This is a genomic window from Pseudomonas sp. E1MeOHC2, assembly GCF_058745025.1.
This window is the reverse complement of the sequence record NZ_CP196675.1, coordinates 2,322,219-2,336,626: the sequence shown is the minus strand read 5'-3', so window position 1 is coordinate 2,336,626 and position 14,408 is coordinate 2,322,219. Positions and strand designations below refer to the sequence as shown.

Here is a 14,408-nt window from a genome sequence, read left to right as displayed (position 1 = left end):
GGTACCTGAAAAAGTTGTTGGACAATCGGTGTCAGGTATTTAATAGTTATAACAAGTTACGTACTAATGAATTTTATTCATAAACATATAAGTGATAGTCATATGGGCGAACAATCGCTGGTAATTCTGGATGGCGGTATGGGGCGAGAGCTGCAGCGTCGTGGTGCGCCGTTTCGGCAGCCCGAATGGTCAGCGTTGGCATTGAGCGAAGCGCCTGAAGCCGTGCTGGCAGTCCATGCGGCCTACATCGAGGCCGGGGCCCAGGTCATCACCAGCAACAGCTACGCGGTGGTGCCTTTCCATATTGGGGAGGAGCGGTTCGCCAAAGAAGGACGCGCATTGGCCGCAACGGCGGGGCAATTGGCCCGTGCCGCAGCCGATGCGGCTGCCGTACCTGTTCGCGTGGCCGGCTCGCTGCCACCGTTGTTCGGCTCCTATCGCCCGGACCTGTATCAGCCGCAGCGCGTCGCCGAAGTGCTGACCCCCTTGCTGGCTGGCCTGTCGCCCTACGTGGACCTTTGGTTGGCAGAAACCCAAAGCTCGATCGAGGAAGTCCGGGCCATTAGCGCGCAACTGCCGCAGGACGGTAGACCGTTCTGGGTATCGTTCACACTGCAGGACGAAGGTGCCATCGACGTGCCTCGGCTGCGTTCCGGGCAAACGGTCGCCGAGGCGGCCGAAGCGATTGCTGGGCTGGGTGTCAGTACACTGTTGTTCAACTGCAGCCAGCCCGAGGTGATCGGCGCGGCGTTGGATGTGGCGCGTGAGACGTTCGAGCGCCTGGGCGTGGAGATCGCCATCGGCGCCTATGCCAATGCCTTCCCGCCGCAGCCCAAGGACGCCACTGCCAACGATGGCCTCGATGAGCTGCGCGAAGACCTCGACCCACCGGGCTACCTGAGCTGGGCCAGCAACTGGCGGCAACGTGGCGCGAGCCTGCTCGGTGGTTGCTGTGGTATCGGCCCGGAGCATATCGCAGAGCTCAGGGCCAACCTGGCCTGATCAGGCGTTGCGGCAGGCTTCCAGCGCCCTGACTTGCCCCTCAGGGCGCTGGTTGTCGGCACTCAACCAGCGCTCGAACCCCGCCGCCACCTGTGGCCACTCATCATCGGTAATCGAATACCACGCGGTATCCCGGTTGTGGTCCTTGACCACCAGGTGCTTGCGGAAAACGCCTTCGTAGACAAAGCCAAAGCGCTCTGCCGCACGCTTGGAGCGGGCGTTGGCGTTGTTGCACTTCCATTCCAGGCGGCGATTGCCCAGCTCGAAACCCAGTTTGCCTAGCAAGTACACCGCCTCGGTCCCCTTTGGCGTGCGCTGCATGGCGGCGCCGAAGGCGATGTGGCCGATCTCGATGCGGCCATGGTCGGGCACGATCGACATCAGGCTGAGAATGCCCTGAGCCTGGCCGGTGGGGCGGTCGATAACGGTATAGAACAAGGGGTCCGCGCTGGCGGCATTGCCTTGCAGCCAACGGTCGAAAGCGCCCCGCTCGGGGAATGGGCCATAAGGCAGGTAATCCCACAGAACCGGGTCGGAATCCGGGCCCTGCAGCACCTCCCAGAGATTGTCGCCATGCCGTGCCGGGTCGAGTGGCTCCAGGCGAATGAAGCGGCCCTCGATGGGGCCTGGCGTGGGCGCCTTGGCGGGTTTCCAGTTCAGTACGTCAGTCATGGCGTGCCTACACCCCTTTGCGAAATTGAATGAAGCCCGACCGCTCGGCAACCTGCTGGTACAGGCTGATGGCGGTGGCGTTGGTTTCGTGGGTCAGCCAGTGCACCTTGGTGCAGCCGGCTGCCTTGGCGGTGGCGTAGACCTGTTCGATCAGTTGGCGACCGATGCCCAGGCCGCGCTGTGTGTTATCCACATAGAGGTCCTGCAGGTAACACGCGTTCTCGATGCTCCAGTTGGAACGATGATAGATCCAGTTGACCATGCCGACCGCCTTGCCATCGACCCAGGCCAGGGCGGAGTGGGTGGGCTCGTTGGCGTCCAGCAGGCGCTGCCAGGTGCTGGTGCTGACGGCTTCGGTCAATTCGGACTCATAGAAGCGCAAGTAAGCCTGCCACAGGGCTAGCCAGGCTGAATGGTCGTTGGCGCTGACGGGGCGCAGAGTGACGCTGGACATGGGGCTTTTCCTTCAGAGTTGGCGCATGTGCGCCGCGAGTTGGTTGTCCTGGTGGTCGGTGCTGTCGCTCAGGCCTTCACGCACCCCAGCGATGTCTTCGGCCGAACGGTTCTGGCTGAGTTTGCGTGCCCCTTGCAGGCGTGTGATCGGCATGCGAATACCGACAATGGCGCGGAGCATGCCTTCAAGGTAGTCGCGGGGGGCGTCGGAGGCTTTCCAGGGCTCACTGCGGCCCTGCTCGTGACGGTCGGTCAGGCGGCTGACGATTTGCAGCAGGGGTTCGGCCTCGTGGATGACTTCGACCGCGCCGTAGGCGTGCACTGCCAGGTAGTTCCAGGTGGGGACCACCTTGGGGTTTTCGGCCTTGCTGGGGTAGTAGCTTGGGCTGACATAGGCGTCGGCACCGGGGAACACCAGCAGCGCTTCAGCGCCTTGCTGCAGGTCTTGCCACTGAGTGTTCGCCCGGGCCAGGTGCGCATAGACCGTGCCAGACACGCCTTCTTGAGTGTCGATGAGGACGGGCAGATGGGTCGCCAGCAGGCCGTGTTCACCGTGGCTGATCAGCACGGCGAGGCGGGTATCGGCCATGTGCTGGTGCAGGCGCTCAAGGTCGTGTTCCTGGTGGGGCTTGCTGTTGTACATGGCGGGTTCCTTGTTGAATGGCTCCATCCTAGGCAGGCTATTGGTTCGGTGTAAGATCCATTTATGACTGATTTGATAGGTCCAATACGGTGAACAAGCGCCCCTTCAATTTGCCCTTCGACCCTGCGGGTATCGTGCTTGACCGCCGGCGCGGGCTCAGCCAGCAGCTTTATCAGGCCCTGCGTGCTCGGGTACTGGATGGGCGCCTGAGCAGCGGTACGCGCTTACCGGCCAGCCGCGACTTGGCGGCGATACTCGCGTTGTCGCGCAACAGCGTGGTGCGTGCCTACGACCAGTTGTATGCCGAGGGGTACATCGAAAGCCGGGTGGGGGACGGCACCTATGTCACCCAGCTCAATAAACTATCCACACAACTATCCACAGGGTTATCCCTGGGGTTATCAACAAGGTTATCCACATTTTCTTCAGAAAAGACTGAGGATTTATCCAGCTGTGAGCGATCCAGTGAACCGTTGGAGCGTCTGAAAAGTAACCATTTGCCCCCACCTAGAAGCGGCGCGCCACGCGCATTCAGGGTCGGCATCCCCGCCTTCGATTTGTTCCCATTTGACGTGTGGGCCAAGCTGCAAGCGGGTTTCTGGCGTAACCCGGACCCTGCACAGCTGGGTTATGGTGACCCCGCAGGTGAGCTTCAGCTGCGGGAGCTGATTGCGGCCTACCTGCGTCGTTCGCGGGGCCTTTCGTGCACGGCTGAACAAATTGTGATCACCAGTGGTGCACAGCAGGCCATCAGCCTTTGTGCACAGTTGCTGTTGCAGCCTGGCGATGGCGTAGCTGTGGAAAACCCGGGTTACCGGGCTGCCGGGCATACCTTCGCGGTGGCGGGGGGCAAGGTGGTGGGCGTGCCGGTGGATGAAGAGGGCATGGACTGCCAGCGGCTCGTGCAATTGGCGGATTGCCGCCTGGCCTACGTGACGCCGGCTCACCAGTACCCGACCGGGGTCACCATGAGCCTGGCACGGCGCCTGGCATTGCTGGCCTGGGCCGAGCGCAGCGATGGCTGGATCATTGAAGACGATTACGACGGCGAGTACCGCTACAGCGGTGCGCCATTGGCACCGCTGGCGGCACTGGATCGGCAGGGGCGGGTGCTGTACGTCGGCACGTTCGGCAAGATTGCCTTTCCCGCATTACGTCTGGGCTACCTGGTGCTGCCTGCGCGTCTGGTGCAGGCGTTCAGCCAGGGGCGAGCGCTGGCCATGCGGCATTCGGAGGTGAGCAGCCAGTGCGTGATGGCCGAGTTCATGGCCCAGGGGCATTTCCAGCGCCACATCCGGCGTATGCGCCGGGCTGCGTTGAGCCGACGCAATGTGCTCAAGGCGGGTTGGCCGATGGATGTGCCGGGGTTGGGCGGCATGCCGGAAGTCGCGGCCGGGCTGCATGTGAAGGTCGATGTGGATAACTTTGCGCGAGAGCAAGCGCTGGTCGCCAGGGCCGAAGCGGTTGGGGTGGAGGTGAATCCGCTGAGTGGTTACTGGTGGGAGGACAGCGAGGTGCCTGTGGATAACCGCGCAGGGCTGGTACTGGGCTTCGCGGCGGTGCCAGAGGCGGACATTGCCAGTGCACTGATGCGGTTGCGCAATGCCTGGCGCAAATGAATGGGGCTGCAACGCAGCCCCCTTCTAGCTCAGGTGCCGGACTTGATCCGCGTCCAGGCCCGCGTCCTTGCCCGTTCGGCATCGCGCGGCAACGGCTTGAGGGTATACAGCTTGGCCATCGCCTCGGCGGTCGGATACAGGTTGGGGTTATTGCGAATCGCCGGGCTCACCTTGTCGGTCGCGTCTTTGTTCGGGTTCGGGTACCCGACAAAGTCGCTGATCGGCGCAATCACCTCGGGGCGCAGCAGATAGTTGATAAAGGTGTGGGCATCTTCCGGGTTGGCGGCGTTTTTCGGAATCGCCAGCATGTCGAACCAGATCGGCGCACCTTCCTTGGGCAGGCGCATGTCCACCACCACGCCATTGTTCGCATCGCGGGCCCGGTTGGCCGCCTGCGAGAAGCTGCCGCTGTAGCCCACTGCCACGCAGATGTCACCGTTGGCGATGTCGGCCATGTACTTGGAGGAATGGAAGTACGTGACGTGCGGGCGGATCTTCAGCAGCAGGTCCTCGGCCTTTTTGTAGTCGGCCGGCTTCTCGCTGTTAGGCGGCAAGCCGAGGTATTGCAGGGCCAGCGGCAGAATCTCGGAAGGCGAATCGAGCAGGGCGACGCCACACTGCTTGAGCTTGGCGATGTTCTCTTCCTTGAAGATCAGGTCCCAGCTGTCCACAGGCGCGTTTTCACCCAGTGCAGCCTTGACCTTGGCGGGGTTGAAGCCGATCAGCACGGTACCGTACATGTAGGGCACGGCAAACTTGTTGCCTGGGTCGTTGGCCTCGATCAGCTTCATCAGGGCGGGGTCCAGATGCTGCCAGTTCGGCAGCTTGCTGCGGTCCAGTGGCTGGAACACGCCAGCTTCGATCTGCTTGGCAAGAAACACGTTGGACGGCACCACCACGTCATAGCCGGAGTTGCCGGTCAGCAGTTTGGCTTCCAGTGCCTCGTTGGTATCGAAAATGTCGTAGATCAGCTTTACGCCGCTGTCTTTCTGGAAGTCGACCAAGGTTTGTGGGGTGATGTAGTCGAACCAGTTGTAGACCCGCAAGGTACCTTGTGCGGCCTGGGCCTGCAGGGCACCCGTGCACAGGGTGGCAGCGATTAAGGGGGCGAGCAGACGCTTGAGTCGGGCCATTACCGGGCTCCTGGCTGGGCGCGCTGGAAGCCTTCCAGCACATTGACCGCGTTGATGCCGATTTCTTCCACAGCGTAGCCGCCTTCCATCACGAACAGGGTCGGTTTGCCGAGCTGGGCGATGCGTTTGCCCATTTCCAGGTAGTCCGGGCTGTCCAGCTTGAACTGGGAGATTGGGTCGTCCTTGAAGGTGTCCACGCCGAGTGAGATCACCAGCACATCGGCGTCGTAGTCGGCGATTCGCTGGCAGGCGTCTTCCAGTGCGGCGCTCCAGGCTGCCCAGTCACTGCCGGCTGGCAACGGATAGTTGATGTTGCAGCCTTCACCTGCCCCTTCGCCCGTCTCGTCGGCATAGCCGAGGAAGAACGGGAACTCGGCCTGCGGGTCGCCGTGAATCGAGGCGAAGAACACATCGTTGCGGCTGTAGAAGATGTCTTGGGTGCCGTTGCCGTGGTGATAGTCGACGTCAAGGATGGCGACTTTGCGGCGGCCCTGGTCAAGGAAGGCCTGGGCGGCGATGGCCGCGTTGTTCAGGTAGCAGTAACCGCCCATCACTTCGCCTGCGGCATGGTGCCCTGGTGGGCGGCACAAGGCGAAAGCTGAATGGGCGCCTTGCTGGATGGCCGCTTGGGCAGTGAGTGCGACTTGGGCGGCGCTGTAGGCAGCCTGCCAGGTACCGGCGGTAATCGGCGCGCCGGCGTCGAAGCTGTAGTAACCAAGCTCGCCATGCAGGCCGGTGGGTTTGACCTGGCGCAGGGTGCGGGCTGGCCAGGTGAAAGGCAGCAGGTCGCCTTCGTGGCCCAAAGCGGCCCAGCGCGCCCAGGCGCCTTCAAAGAAGTCCAGGTAGTCGGCGCTGTGGATGCGCAGCAGCGGCGCGCGGCCGAAGTCGGTCGGGCCCTGCACGTCGCCCAGCTGGCGTTTGTTCACTTGATCGAGCACGTGGTCGGCGCGCGAAGGCATTTCGAAGCAGGGCATCAGCTTGCCGTCGATCAGCTCGCAGCGGCCGTGGTGCAGGCGGTGGTCATCGGAATAGATCGTCAGCATTGTTGTTCTCCGGTTGGACTGGCGTGAGCCCATTTTCAGGGTAGACCTGGTACCGGAGAACGACGCAAACGGCCAAAAGGGGATCGATGTGGCCAAGCTCGCTGGCCAGGTTTTGATGCGCCGGCCTCTTCGCGGGCAAGCCCGCTCCCACAGGATCTCCACAACTCTCGGATACTGTGGTGTACCTGTGGGAGCGGGCTTGCCCGCGAAGAGGCCGGACCAGGTCAGCCGCGAAAATGGCTGGGCGCCACACCACTCCAGCGTTGGAAGGCATGGCGGAAGCTGGCCGTTTCGCTGAACCCCAAGGTTTCGGCAATTCGGTAAATCGGCATCTGCTCATCGGCCAACAACTGCTTGGCCCGCTCGAAACGCAGCTCATCGAGCAGTTGTTGATAACTGCTGCCCAACGCCTGCAGGTGCCGGCGCAAAGTCCGCGATGAGCAGTTCATCTGCCGTGCCAAACCCTCAAGGCCGGGCGCTGCGTCCAGCTGTTGAGCCAGCAGCTGGCGGATCCGCCCCAGCCAGGCCTGGCGCCCTGTGAACTCAAGGTTAAGGCGGCGGCAGCGCTCGCTCATGGCGTTGTGGGTGATGGGGTCGGCCAGCGGTAGCGGTGTGTCTAGCCAGCGCCGTTCGAAGGCAAACGCGTTGTCCTCGGCAGCGAAGCTGATTGGGCACTGGAAGGCACCGGTATAGAGGCTGTGGTAACCAGGCCGGGCATGCTCGAAACGGGCGCCGAGCAGGGGCAGTGGGCGGCCCAGCAGGTCGTCACAGATGACTTTCAGCGAGACCAGGCAGAACTCGGCATTGAAGGCCGTCAGGGCCGGGCTGTCGCGGTAATCGCTGGCGCTAAGCCAGACGCGCTGGCCATCGTCGATCAGGCGCAGCTGGAAGACTGTTCCCAGCAGTGCCGGAAAGCGCAACGCCAGGCGCAAGGCGTCACCCAAAGTGGCACTGGAGAGCAGGGCGTAACCCAGCATGCCATAGCACGACACATGCATGCGCTGGCCCAGTTCCAGGCCGATGTCTTCACGCCGGGCAACGGCATTGGCGCAGACCTGCAGCTCCTGCTGGGTGGTGATGCGTGCGTCGGCATGCCCCAGGTCCGCCGGGCCGATGCCACTGCCGGCCAGCAAGGCCGAAGCCTCGCAACCCTCTGCCTGGAAGACGTTGAGGATCAGCGAAACCGCGTTGAGGGTGGTGAGGTGGCTATGCAGCATGCTCGGTATCCCGTTGGGTGGGATGCATTATGGAGCAAGTTGTGTGCCGCAAGCCTGTGGCAACGCAGCAGCGCCAGACCTTGCAGGCAAAAAAAAGGCCCGAAGCATGCGCCCGGGCCTTTGAAAGGTTGAGAGGTGTCTAGTCCCTCGACCTGGTGAGACGGTTGAAGCGGTCGGTTACGCCTTCAGCGGAACCAGACGCGGTGCAATCATGTTTTCCGGACGCAGGATGTCGTTGAGCATCTCTTCGTCCAGCAGCTTCTCTTCGCGCACCAGTTCCAGCACACCGCGGCCTGTTTCCAGGGCAACACGGGCGATACGGGTGGCGTTTTCGTAGCCGATGTACGGGTTCAGGGCGGTGACCAGGCCGATCGAGTGCTCGACCAGTTCACGGCAGCGCTGTTCGTTGGCAGTGATGCCGACGATGCAGTGCTCGCGCAGCATGTCCATGGCGCGCTGGAGCAGGCGGATCGAGTCGAAGATCTTGTAGGCGATCAGCGGCTCCATCACGTTCAGCTGCAGCTGGCCACCTTCGGCGGCGACGGTCAGGGCCAGGTCGTTGCCCATGATGGCGAAGGCCACCTGGTTGACGGCTTCCGGGATAACCGGGTTGACCTTGCCTGGCATGATCGAGCTGCCTGGCTGACGCGCTGGCAGGTTGATCTCGTTGATGCCGGTGCGTGGGCCGCTGGACAGCAGGCGCAGGTCGTTGCAGATCTTCGACAGCTTGACCGCAGTACGCTTGAGCATGCCGGAGAACAGCACGAAGGCGCCCATGTCGGAGGTGGCTTCGATCAGGTCGGCAGCCGGTACCAGCGGCTGGCCGCTGATGGTTGCCAGGCGCTGTACGGCGAGCATCTGGTAGCCTGGGTCGGCGTTGATGCCGGTACCGATAGCAGTACCACCCAGGTTGATTTCAGTCAGCAGCTCAGGCGCCAACGAACGCAGACGGTTGAGGTCTTCGGTCATGGTAGTGGCGAAGGCGCGGAATTCTTGGCCCAGGGTCATCGGCACGGCGTCCTGCAGCTGGGTACGGCCCATCTTCAGTACGTGGTCGAACTCTTTACCTTTGGCGGCGAAGGCCTGGATCAGGCTATCGAGGCTGGCGAGCAGGGCGTCATGACCCAGCAGCAGACCCAGACGGATCGCGGTCGGGTAGGCGTCGTTGGTCGACTGCGCCATGTTCACATCGTTGTTCGGGTGCAGGTACTGGTACTCACCCTTCTGGTGGCCCATGGCCTCCAGCGCGATGTTGGCGATGACTTCGTTGGCGTTCATGTTGGTAGAAGTACCAGCACCGCCTTGAATCATGTCCACCACGAACTGCTCGTGGTAGTCGCCTTTGATCAGTCGGCCGCAAGCAGCGCTGATGGCGGCGTGCTTGGCATCGCTCAAGTGCCCCAGCTCCCGGTTGGCGTCAGCAGCTGCCTGCTTGACCATCGCCAGGCCCACTACCAGTTTCGGGTAGTGCGACAGCGGAACACCGGAGAGGTGGAAGTTGTTGGCAGCGCGCAGGGTCTGGATGCCGTAGTAGGCATCAGCAGGAACTTCAAGGGTACCCAGCAGATCTTTTTCGACGCGGAACGATGCAGCGGAAGACATGATGTATATCATCTCGAATTTGACCCGGCACATGCCGGAATGGCGCTAATCCTAGGCCTGAAGAGGATTTTGCGGCCAATGCTGTTGCACGCTAACCTATGCACAAACGGCATAGTGTTTCATGTGACGCCAATTGACATTCGAGCGTGTTCCATTTTGGTGCACGCCGGGAGATGTGCTTCGTGAACCTGGAAAGCAAATGGCTGGAAGACTTCAGCGCCCTGGCCGCCACTCGCAGTTTTTCCCAAGCGGCAGAACGGCGTTTCGTCACGCAACCGGCCTTCAGTCGACGTATTCGCAGCCTCGAAGCAGCGTTGGGCCTGCAGCTGGTGAATCGTTCCCGCACACCGATTGAGCTGACCGAGGCCGGGCAGCTATTTCTCGTCACAGCGCGCACCGTTGTCGACCAGTTGAGCGAAATTTTGCGCCATTTGCACCACCTTGAAGGTGGCCAGGGCGAGGTCGTCCAGGTGTCGGCGGCGCACTCCCTGGCGTCGGGGTTTTTCCCACGTTGGGTTGCCCAGTTGCGCAACGACGGGTTGAACATCGCGACCCGTCTGGTAGCCACCAACGTTGGTGATGCGGTGCATGCCCTGCGTGAGGGTGGGTGCGACCTCATGCTGGCCTTCTATGACCCCGACGCCGCGCTGCAGATGGACGCCGAGATCTTCCCGTCGCTGCACATGGGCAACACCGAAATGTTGCCGGTGTGCGCCGTCGATGCCGATGGCCAACCCTTGTTCGACCTGGAAGGCGAGGGCAGTGTGCCGCTGTTGGCCTACACCGCCGGTGCGTTCCTCGGCCGTTCGGTCAACCTGCTGCTGCGCCAACGCAACCTGCGCTATACCACCGTTTATGAAACCGCCATGGCCGACAGCCTCAAGAGCATGGCGCTGGAAGGCATGGGCATCGCCTGGGTGCCGCGCCTGTCCATGCGCGGCGAGCTGGAGCGGGGCGAGTTGGCGATCTGCGGTGGCAGCCAATGGCATGTGCCCCTGGAAATCCGCTTGTACCGCTGCGCCCTGGTGCGCAAGGCCAACGTGCGCTTGTTGTGGCGCAAGCTCGAAGGTGCGGCGGGGGTTGACCCAAAAGTCAGCCAAAGCCCCGAAAAATAAGGCCGACAGTTGGTCGCCGGGGGTGCCAGCATCGCCTTGGGTTACGGTATACTGCGCGGCCTTTCGACCGGATAGATCCGGTCCTGATCAGCAAACAAGCCACGCCGGTCGTCCCGCGTGGCTTGTTGTTTTTTGACGCGCCCAAGGGCGCACAAGCGAAGAGGCTCGACGATGAGTGCACTGGTTGGCGTGATCATGGGCTCCAAGTCCGATTGGTCCACCCTTAGCCACACCGCCGATATGCTGGAAAAACTCGGCATTCCCTACGAAGTGAAGGTGGTTTCCGCCCACCGCACCCCGGATCTGCTGTTCCAGTATGCCGAAGAGGCCGAAGGCCGTGGCATCGAGGTGATCATCGCCGGTGCCGGTGGCGCAGCCCACCTGCCAGGCATGTGCGCCGCCAAGACCCACCTGCCGGTGCTGGGCGTGCCGGTGCAGTCGTCGATGCTGTCGGGCGTCGATTCGCTGCTGTCGATCGTGCAGATGCCTGCAGGCGTTCCGGTCGCGACCCTGGCCATCGGCCGGGCTGGCGCGATCAACGCCGCACTGCTGTCGGCGAGCATCCTGGGCGCCAAGTACCCGCAGTACCACGCGGCGCTCAAGCAGTTCCGCACAGAACAGACCGACACCGTGCTGGACAATCCAGACCCGCGCCAGGCTTGAGGCTGACCCCATGAAGATCGGTGTAATCGGTGGTGGCCAGCTCGGCCGCATGCTGGCCCTGGCGGGTACTCCGCTGGGCATGAACTTCGCCTTCCTCGACCCGGCTCCAGATGCCTGCGCCGCGCCCCTGGGCGAGCACCTGCGTGCCGACTACGGTGACCAGGACCATCTGCGCCAGTTGGCCGACGAAGTCGACCTGGTAACCTTCGAGTTCGAAAGCGTCCCGGCCGAGACTGTGGCGTTCCTCTCGCAGTTCGTCCCGGTCTACCCGAGCGCCGAGGCACTGCGCATTGCCCGTGACCGGCTGTTCGAGAAGAGCATGTTCCGCGACCTGGGGATCCCCACCCCGGCCTTCGCCGACATTCTCTCCCAGGCTGACCTGGACGCGGCGGTTGCCAGCATCGGCCTGCCGGCCGTGCTCAAGACCCGTACCCTGGGCTACGACGGCAAGGGTCAGAAGGTGCTGCGCAGCCCTGAGGATGTGGTCGATACCTTCGCCGAGCTGGGCAGCGTACCGTGCCTGCTGGAAGGCTTCGTGCCGTTCACCGGCGAAGTCTCGCTGGTGGCCGTGCGTGCCCGCGACGGTGAAACCCGCTTCTATCCGTTGGTGCACAACACCCACGAGAGCGGCATCCTGCGTCTGTCGGTGGCAAGCGCAGCACACCCGCTGCAGGCCCTGGCCGAAGACTACGTTGGGCGCGTGCTGCAGAAGCTGGACTATGTGGGTGTAATGGCCTTCGAGTTCTTCGAAGTCGACGGTGGCCTCAAGGCCAACGAAATTGCCCCCCGTGTGCACAACTCCGGGCACTGGACCATCGAAGGCGCCGAGTGCAGCCAGTTCGAGAACCACCTGCGTGCGGTTGCTGGCCTGCCGTTGGGCTCGACCGCCAAGGTCGGTGAGAGCGCCATGCTCAACTTCATCGGCGAAGTGCCGGCGGTGGACAAGGTGGTTGCCATCAATGACTGCCACCTGCATCACTACGGCAAGGCCTTCAAGGTCGGGCGCAAGGTTGGCCATGCCACCCTGCGCTGCCATGACATGGTCACCCTCGAGCGCAAGATCGCCGAGGTAGAGGCTTTGATCGCCGGCTGATCGAACTTCTGCGTGCCGCAAGCCCTCTGAAATGGCAACAAGTCAAAGCGCTGTCTAGGCTTTGGCTTGTTCCATCTTCACTGCAGAGGGATTGCCATGGGCATCATCGGGACCATTTTCATCGGCCTTATCGTCGGGCTGCTGGCGCGCTTCATCAAGCCAGGGGACGACAGCATGGGCTGGATCATGACCATTCTGCTGGGTATTGCCGGCTCCTTGATCGCCACGTATGGCGGACAGGCGCTGGGGATCTATCAGGCTGGGCAGGCCGCAGGATTCTTCGGTGCACTGGTGGGGGCCGTCGTCCTTCTGGTGATCTACGGATTCATCAAGAAACGCTGAATACTGGTTAGAATGCCCGGCAATTCATCCGAGTTGCCGAGCATTGCCATGCGTGCCTTATTCCTCATCCCTTTGCTTCTGGCCAGCACCCTGGCCCGTGCCGAGCTGCCTGAAACCGACTGGCTGGCGCTGATGCCCAAGTCGGACCAGAAGGCCCTTGAGCAGATGCCTGAAATCGACCACAACTCGCCGGAGGCCATGGGCACCTTCACCGACAAGGGCGGCCTCAAGCAGAGCAAAGGCTTGCCGGCGGTGATGTATTCGACCAAGACCGTGGCGGCGATGAACGGCAAGCAGATCCGCCTGGGCGGTTACCCGGTGCCGCTGGAGAGTGATGCCAAGGGCAACAGCACACTGTTTTTCCTGGTGCCGTACCCAGGTGCCTGCATCCACGTGCCGCCCCCGCCACCGAACCAGCTGGTACTGGTGCGTTATCCGAAGGGGCTGAAGATCGACGACATCTACACGCCGCTGTGGGTCAGCGGGGCGCTGAAGGTGGAGAAGGTCAACAACGACCTGGCGGATGCGGCTTATGCGCTGGATGCGCAGAAGGTGAGGGTGGTGGAGGACGCTGACCTCTGAGTGGGTCTGTGCCGGCCTCTTCGCGGGGCAAGCCCGCTCCCACAGGTCCTGTAATGCTCGGGACCTATGATGATCCTGTGGGAGCGGGCTTGCCCCGCGAAGAGGCCGGCAAAGTCACTGCAAGGCTCAGATCACTTCACTGCCGATACTCCCACAGTTCTGAGCATTGCGTAGTCACTGTGGGAGCGGGCTTGCCCCGCGAAGAGGCCGGCAAAGTCACTGCAAGGCTCAGATCACTTCACTGCCGATACTCCCACAGTTCTGAGCATTGCGTAGTCACTGTGGGAGCGGGCTTGCCCCGCGAAGAGGCCGGCAAAGTCACCGTAAGGCTCAGATCACTTCACTGCCGATACTGACACTCAGCGAGCAAGTCGCCCCAGGCCTCAGCTCCACCACGTCATCCCACACATTCGCGGTCTCGATGCAGAGCATCCGTTGCCAGCCGTCATCCGCCATGTCCGGCAACTCCTTGGCCCGCTCGGTCCAAGGGTTCCAGATCACCGCCGAGCGCGACCCACTGCTGGTCAAGGTAATCCGCCGCGCCCAATGCGGGTCGACAATGCTCAGGGTTTGCGGGGTAGCAAGGTAGATCCGGTCGGTCTCCCCGGCAAATTCCAGTGCCCCTTTCTGCTTGCGCTGTTCCCAGTCGGCCAGGGTCTCGATGTAGCTCAACCCGTCCACACCCTCGACCCGCGCCTGGCGCACATCGCTGACAGCAAAATAACTGTGCAGGGCCTGGCTGATGGTCACGTTGTCGCTGCCCAGGTTGTAGCTGGTCAGCGTCACCTTCAGCTGTTCGCCCAACTCGATCAGCAGCTTCAGCTCGACCTCATGCGGCCAGCCGGGCAAGTCACCTTGAGCCGCGGGCAGCTCGAACTCGATCTGAATGGCATCGCCAACCTGTTCGGCCCCGTTCAACTGCCAGTCGCAGCCACGCACCAGCCCATGAGCGGGCGCTTGTTCACCGTGGTACATGGCCTGCACGGCCTCGGGGTTACGCTGCAGATTGCCAAACCACGGCCAGCACACCGGTACCCCGGCGCGCACGGATTTACCCTGGCGGAAAATGGCTTGATCGCTCAGCCACAACAGCGGCGGCTCGCCCACACGCTGGTAGCTGAGGATCTGCGCGCCCTGTTGGGCGATCAGTAGTTCGGCATGCTCGCTGGTGATGCGCCAGCAGTTGAGTTCGCCGTGTTGCTCGGTGTCGACCTTGAAGGTAGCCATTG

15 protein-coding genes are annotated in these 14,408 nt (G+C 62.5%); 7 read left to right on the top strand and 8 right to left on the bottom strand.

Annotated elements, in window-relative coordinates; all coding sequences use genetic code 11:
- Positions 1-102 precede the first annotated feature (102 nt).
- Positions 103-1,002, top strand: a complete 900-nt coding sequence (locus tag ACSSU5_RS10445) for a homocysteine S-methyltransferase family protein (protein ID WP_492561112.1) — start codon at positions 103-105, stop codon at positions 1,000-1,002.
- Here ACSSU5_RS10445 and ACSSU5_RS10440 read toward each other — a convergent pair whose 3' ends face one another.
- The 3 genes from ACSSU5_RS10440 to ACSSU5_RS10430 are packed head-to-tail and all read right to left on the bottom strand — an operon-like array spanning position 1,003 to position 2,770.
- Positions 1,003-1,674, bottom strand: coding sequence for a GNAT family N-acetyltransferase (locus ACSSU5_RS10440; RefSeq protein WP_492561111.1), 672 nt, complete (start codon positions 1,672-1,674; stop codon positions 1,003-1,005).
- A 7-nt stretch (positions 1,675-1,681) separates the two neighbouring features.
- Entirely contained in the window at positions 1,682-2,128 is a 447-nt protein-coding gene (locus ACSSU5_RS10435) for a GNAT family N-acetyltransferase (protein ID WP_492561110.1), read from the bottom strand.
- Between the two features lie 12 nt (positions 2,129-2,140).
- A complete protein-coding gene (locus ACSSU5_RS10430; protein ID WP_264310976.1) occupies positions 2,141-2,770 on the bottom strand; it encodes an FMN-binding negative transcriptional regulator in 630 nt (209 codons plus the stop codon).
- A gap of 89 nt (positions 2,771-2,859) precedes the next feature.
- On the opposite strand from ACSSU5_RS10430, the gene pdxR reads away from it, so the two are divergent.
- The gene (gene pdxR, locus ACSSU5_RS10425) at positions 2,860-4,389 is read left to right on the top strand and encodes a MocR-like pyridoxine biosynthesis transcription factor PdxR (RefSeq protein WP_492561109.1); all 1,530 of its coding nucleotides are present in this window, start codon (positions 2,860-2,862) and stop codon (positions 4,387-4,389) included.
- Positions 4,390-4,418: 29 nt separating this feature from the next.
- Here the strand turns inward: pdxR and ACSSU5_RS10420 are convergent, their stop codons facing one another.
- The 4 genes from ACSSU5_RS10420 to aspA all read right to left on the bottom strand — a co-directional run bounded on the left by ACSSU5_RS10420 (position 4,419) and on the right by aspA (position 9,384).
- Entirely contained in the window at positions 4,419-5,522 is a 1,104-nt protein-coding gene (locus ACSSU5_RS10420; RefSeq protein WP_492561108.1) for a polyamine ABC transporter substrate-binding protein, read from the bottom strand.
- Positions 5,522-6,565: a histone deacetylase family protein gene (locus ACSSU5_RS10415; RefSeq protein ID WP_264310979.1), complete on the bottom strand. Its 1,044-nt coding sequence runs from the start codon at positions 6,563-6,565 to the stop codon at positions 5,522-5,524. The genes ACSSU5_RS10420 and ACSSU5_RS10415 overlap by 1 nt, the downstream gene beginning before the upstream one ends.
- A gap of 224 nt (positions 6,566-6,789) precedes the next feature.
- Entirely contained in the window at positions 6,790-7,782 is a 993-nt protein-coding gene (locus ACSSU5_RS10410; RefSeq protein WP_264310980.1) for an AraC family transcriptional regulator, read from the bottom strand.
- A 177-nt stretch (positions 7,783-7,959) separates the two neighbouring features.
- The gene (aspA, locus tag ACSSU5_RS10405; RefSeq protein ID WP_033702596.1) at positions 7,960-9,384 is read right to left on the bottom strand and encodes an aspartate ammonia-lyase; all 1,425 of its coding nucleotides are present in this window, start codon (positions 9,382-9,384) and stop codon (positions 7,960-7,962) included.
- Positions 9,385-9,566: 182 nt separating this feature from the next.
- On the opposite strand from aspA, the gene ACSSU5_RS10400 reads away from it, so the two are divergent.
- From ACSSU5_RS10400 to ACSSU5_RS10380, 5 genes are all read left to right on the top strand, one after another.
- Complete coding sequence (locus ACSSU5_RS10400; protein ID WP_492561107.1) at positions 9,567-10,499, top strand: LysR substrate-binding domain-containing protein; 933 nt, start codon at positions 9,567-9,569, stop codon at positions 10,497-10,499.
- Between the two features lie 171 nt (positions 10,500-10,670).
- Positions 10,671-11,162, top strand: a complete 492-nt coding sequence (gene purE / locus ACSSU5_RS10395) for a 5-(carboxyamino)imidazole ribonucleotide mutase (protein WP_016489856.1) — start codon at positions 10,671-10,673, stop codon at positions 11,160-11,162.
- Between the two features lie 10 nt (positions 11,163-11,172).
- Complete coding sequence (locus tag ACSSU5_RS10390; protein WP_264310982.1) at positions 11,173-12,255, top strand: 5-(carboxyamino)imidazole ribonucleotide synthase; 1,083 nt, start codon at positions 11,173-11,175, stop codon at positions 12,253-12,255.
- Positions 12,256-12,351: 96 nt separating this feature from the next.
- Positions 12,352-12,597 (top strand): GlsB/YeaQ/YmgE family stress response membrane protein, encoded by a 246-nt coding sequence (locus tag ACSSU5_RS10385; protein WP_264310983.1) that lies wholly within the window; start codon positions 12,352-12,354, stop codon positions 12,595-12,597.
- Positions 12,598-12,609: 12 nt separating this feature from the next.
- A complete protein-coding gene (locus tag ACSSU5_RS10380; RefSeq protein WP_264310984.1) occupies positions 12,610-13,179 on the top strand; it encodes a DUF3299 domain-containing protein in 570 nt (189 codons plus the stop codon).
- A gap of 330 nt (positions 13,180-13,509) precedes the next feature.
- Here ACSSU5_RS10380 and ACSSU5_RS10375 read toward each other — a convergent pair whose 3' ends face one another.
- Positions 13,510-14,406, bottom strand: a complete 897-nt coding sequence (locus tag ACSSU5_RS10375; protein ID WP_492561106.1) for a D-hexose-6-phosphate mutarotase — start codon at positions 14,404-14,406, stop codon at positions 13,510-13,512.
- Positions 14,407-14,408 lie beyond the last annotated feature (2 nt).

What these genes read in the sequence shown, in the direction of transcription:
- ACSSU5_RS10445 (WP_492561112.1), top strand. Translation starts at nt 103, where the DNA reads ATGGGCGAACAATCGCTGGTAATTCTGGATGGCGGTATGGGGCGAGAG.
- ACSSU5_RS10440 (WP_492561111.1), bottom strand. Translation starts at nt 1,674, where the DNA reads ATGACTGACGTACTGAACTGGAAACCCGCCAAGGCGCCCACGCCAGGC.
- ACSSU5_RS10435 (WP_492561110.1), bottom strand. Translation starts at nt 2,128, where the DNA reads ATGTCCAGCGTCACTCTGCGCCCCGTCAGCGCCAACGACCATTCAGCC.
- ACSSU5_RS10430 (WP_264310976.1), bottom strand. Translation starts at nt 2,770, where the DNA reads ATGTACAACAGCAAGCCCCACCAGGAACACGACCTTGAGCGCCTGCAC.
- ACSSU5_RS10420 (WP_492561108.1), bottom strand. Translation starts at nt 5,522, where the DNA reads ATGGCCCGACTCAAGCGTCTGCTCGCCCCCTTAATCGCTGCCACCCTG.
- ACSSU5_RS10415 (WP_264310979.1), bottom strand. Translation starts at nt 6,565, where the DNA reads ATGCTGACGATCTATTCCGATGACCACCGCCTGCACCACGGCCGCTGC.
- ACSSU5_RS10410 (WP_264310980.1), bottom strand. Translation starts at nt 7,782, where the DNA reads ATGCTGCATAGCCACCTCACCACCCTCAACGCGGTTTCGCTGATCCTC.
- aspA (WP_033702596.1), bottom strand. Translation starts at nt 9,384, where the DNA reads ATGTCTTCCGCTGCATCGTTCCGCGTCGAAAAAGATCTGCTGGGTACC.
- purE (WP_016489856.1), top strand. Translation starts at nt 10,671, where the DNA reads ATGAGTGCACTGGTTGGCGTGATCATGGGCTCCAAGTCCGATTGGTCC.
- ACSSU5_RS10390 (WP_264310982.1), top strand. Translation starts at nt 11,173, where the DNA reads ATGAAGATCGGTGTAATCGGTGGTGGCCAGCTCGGCCGCATGCTGGCC.
- ACSSU5_RS10385 (WP_264310983.1), top strand. Translation starts at nt 12,352, where the DNA reads ATGGGCATCATCGGGACCATTTTCATCGGCCTTATCGTCGGGCTGCTG.
- ACSSU5_RS10380 (WP_264310984.1), top strand. Translation starts at nt 12,610, where the DNA reads ATGCCCGGCAATTCATCCGAGTTGCCGAGCATTGCCATGCGTGCCTTA.
- ACSSU5_RS10375 (WP_492561106.1), bottom strand. Translation starts at nt 14,406, where the DNA reads ATGGCTACCTTCAAGGTCGACACCGAGCAACACGGCGAACTCAACTGC.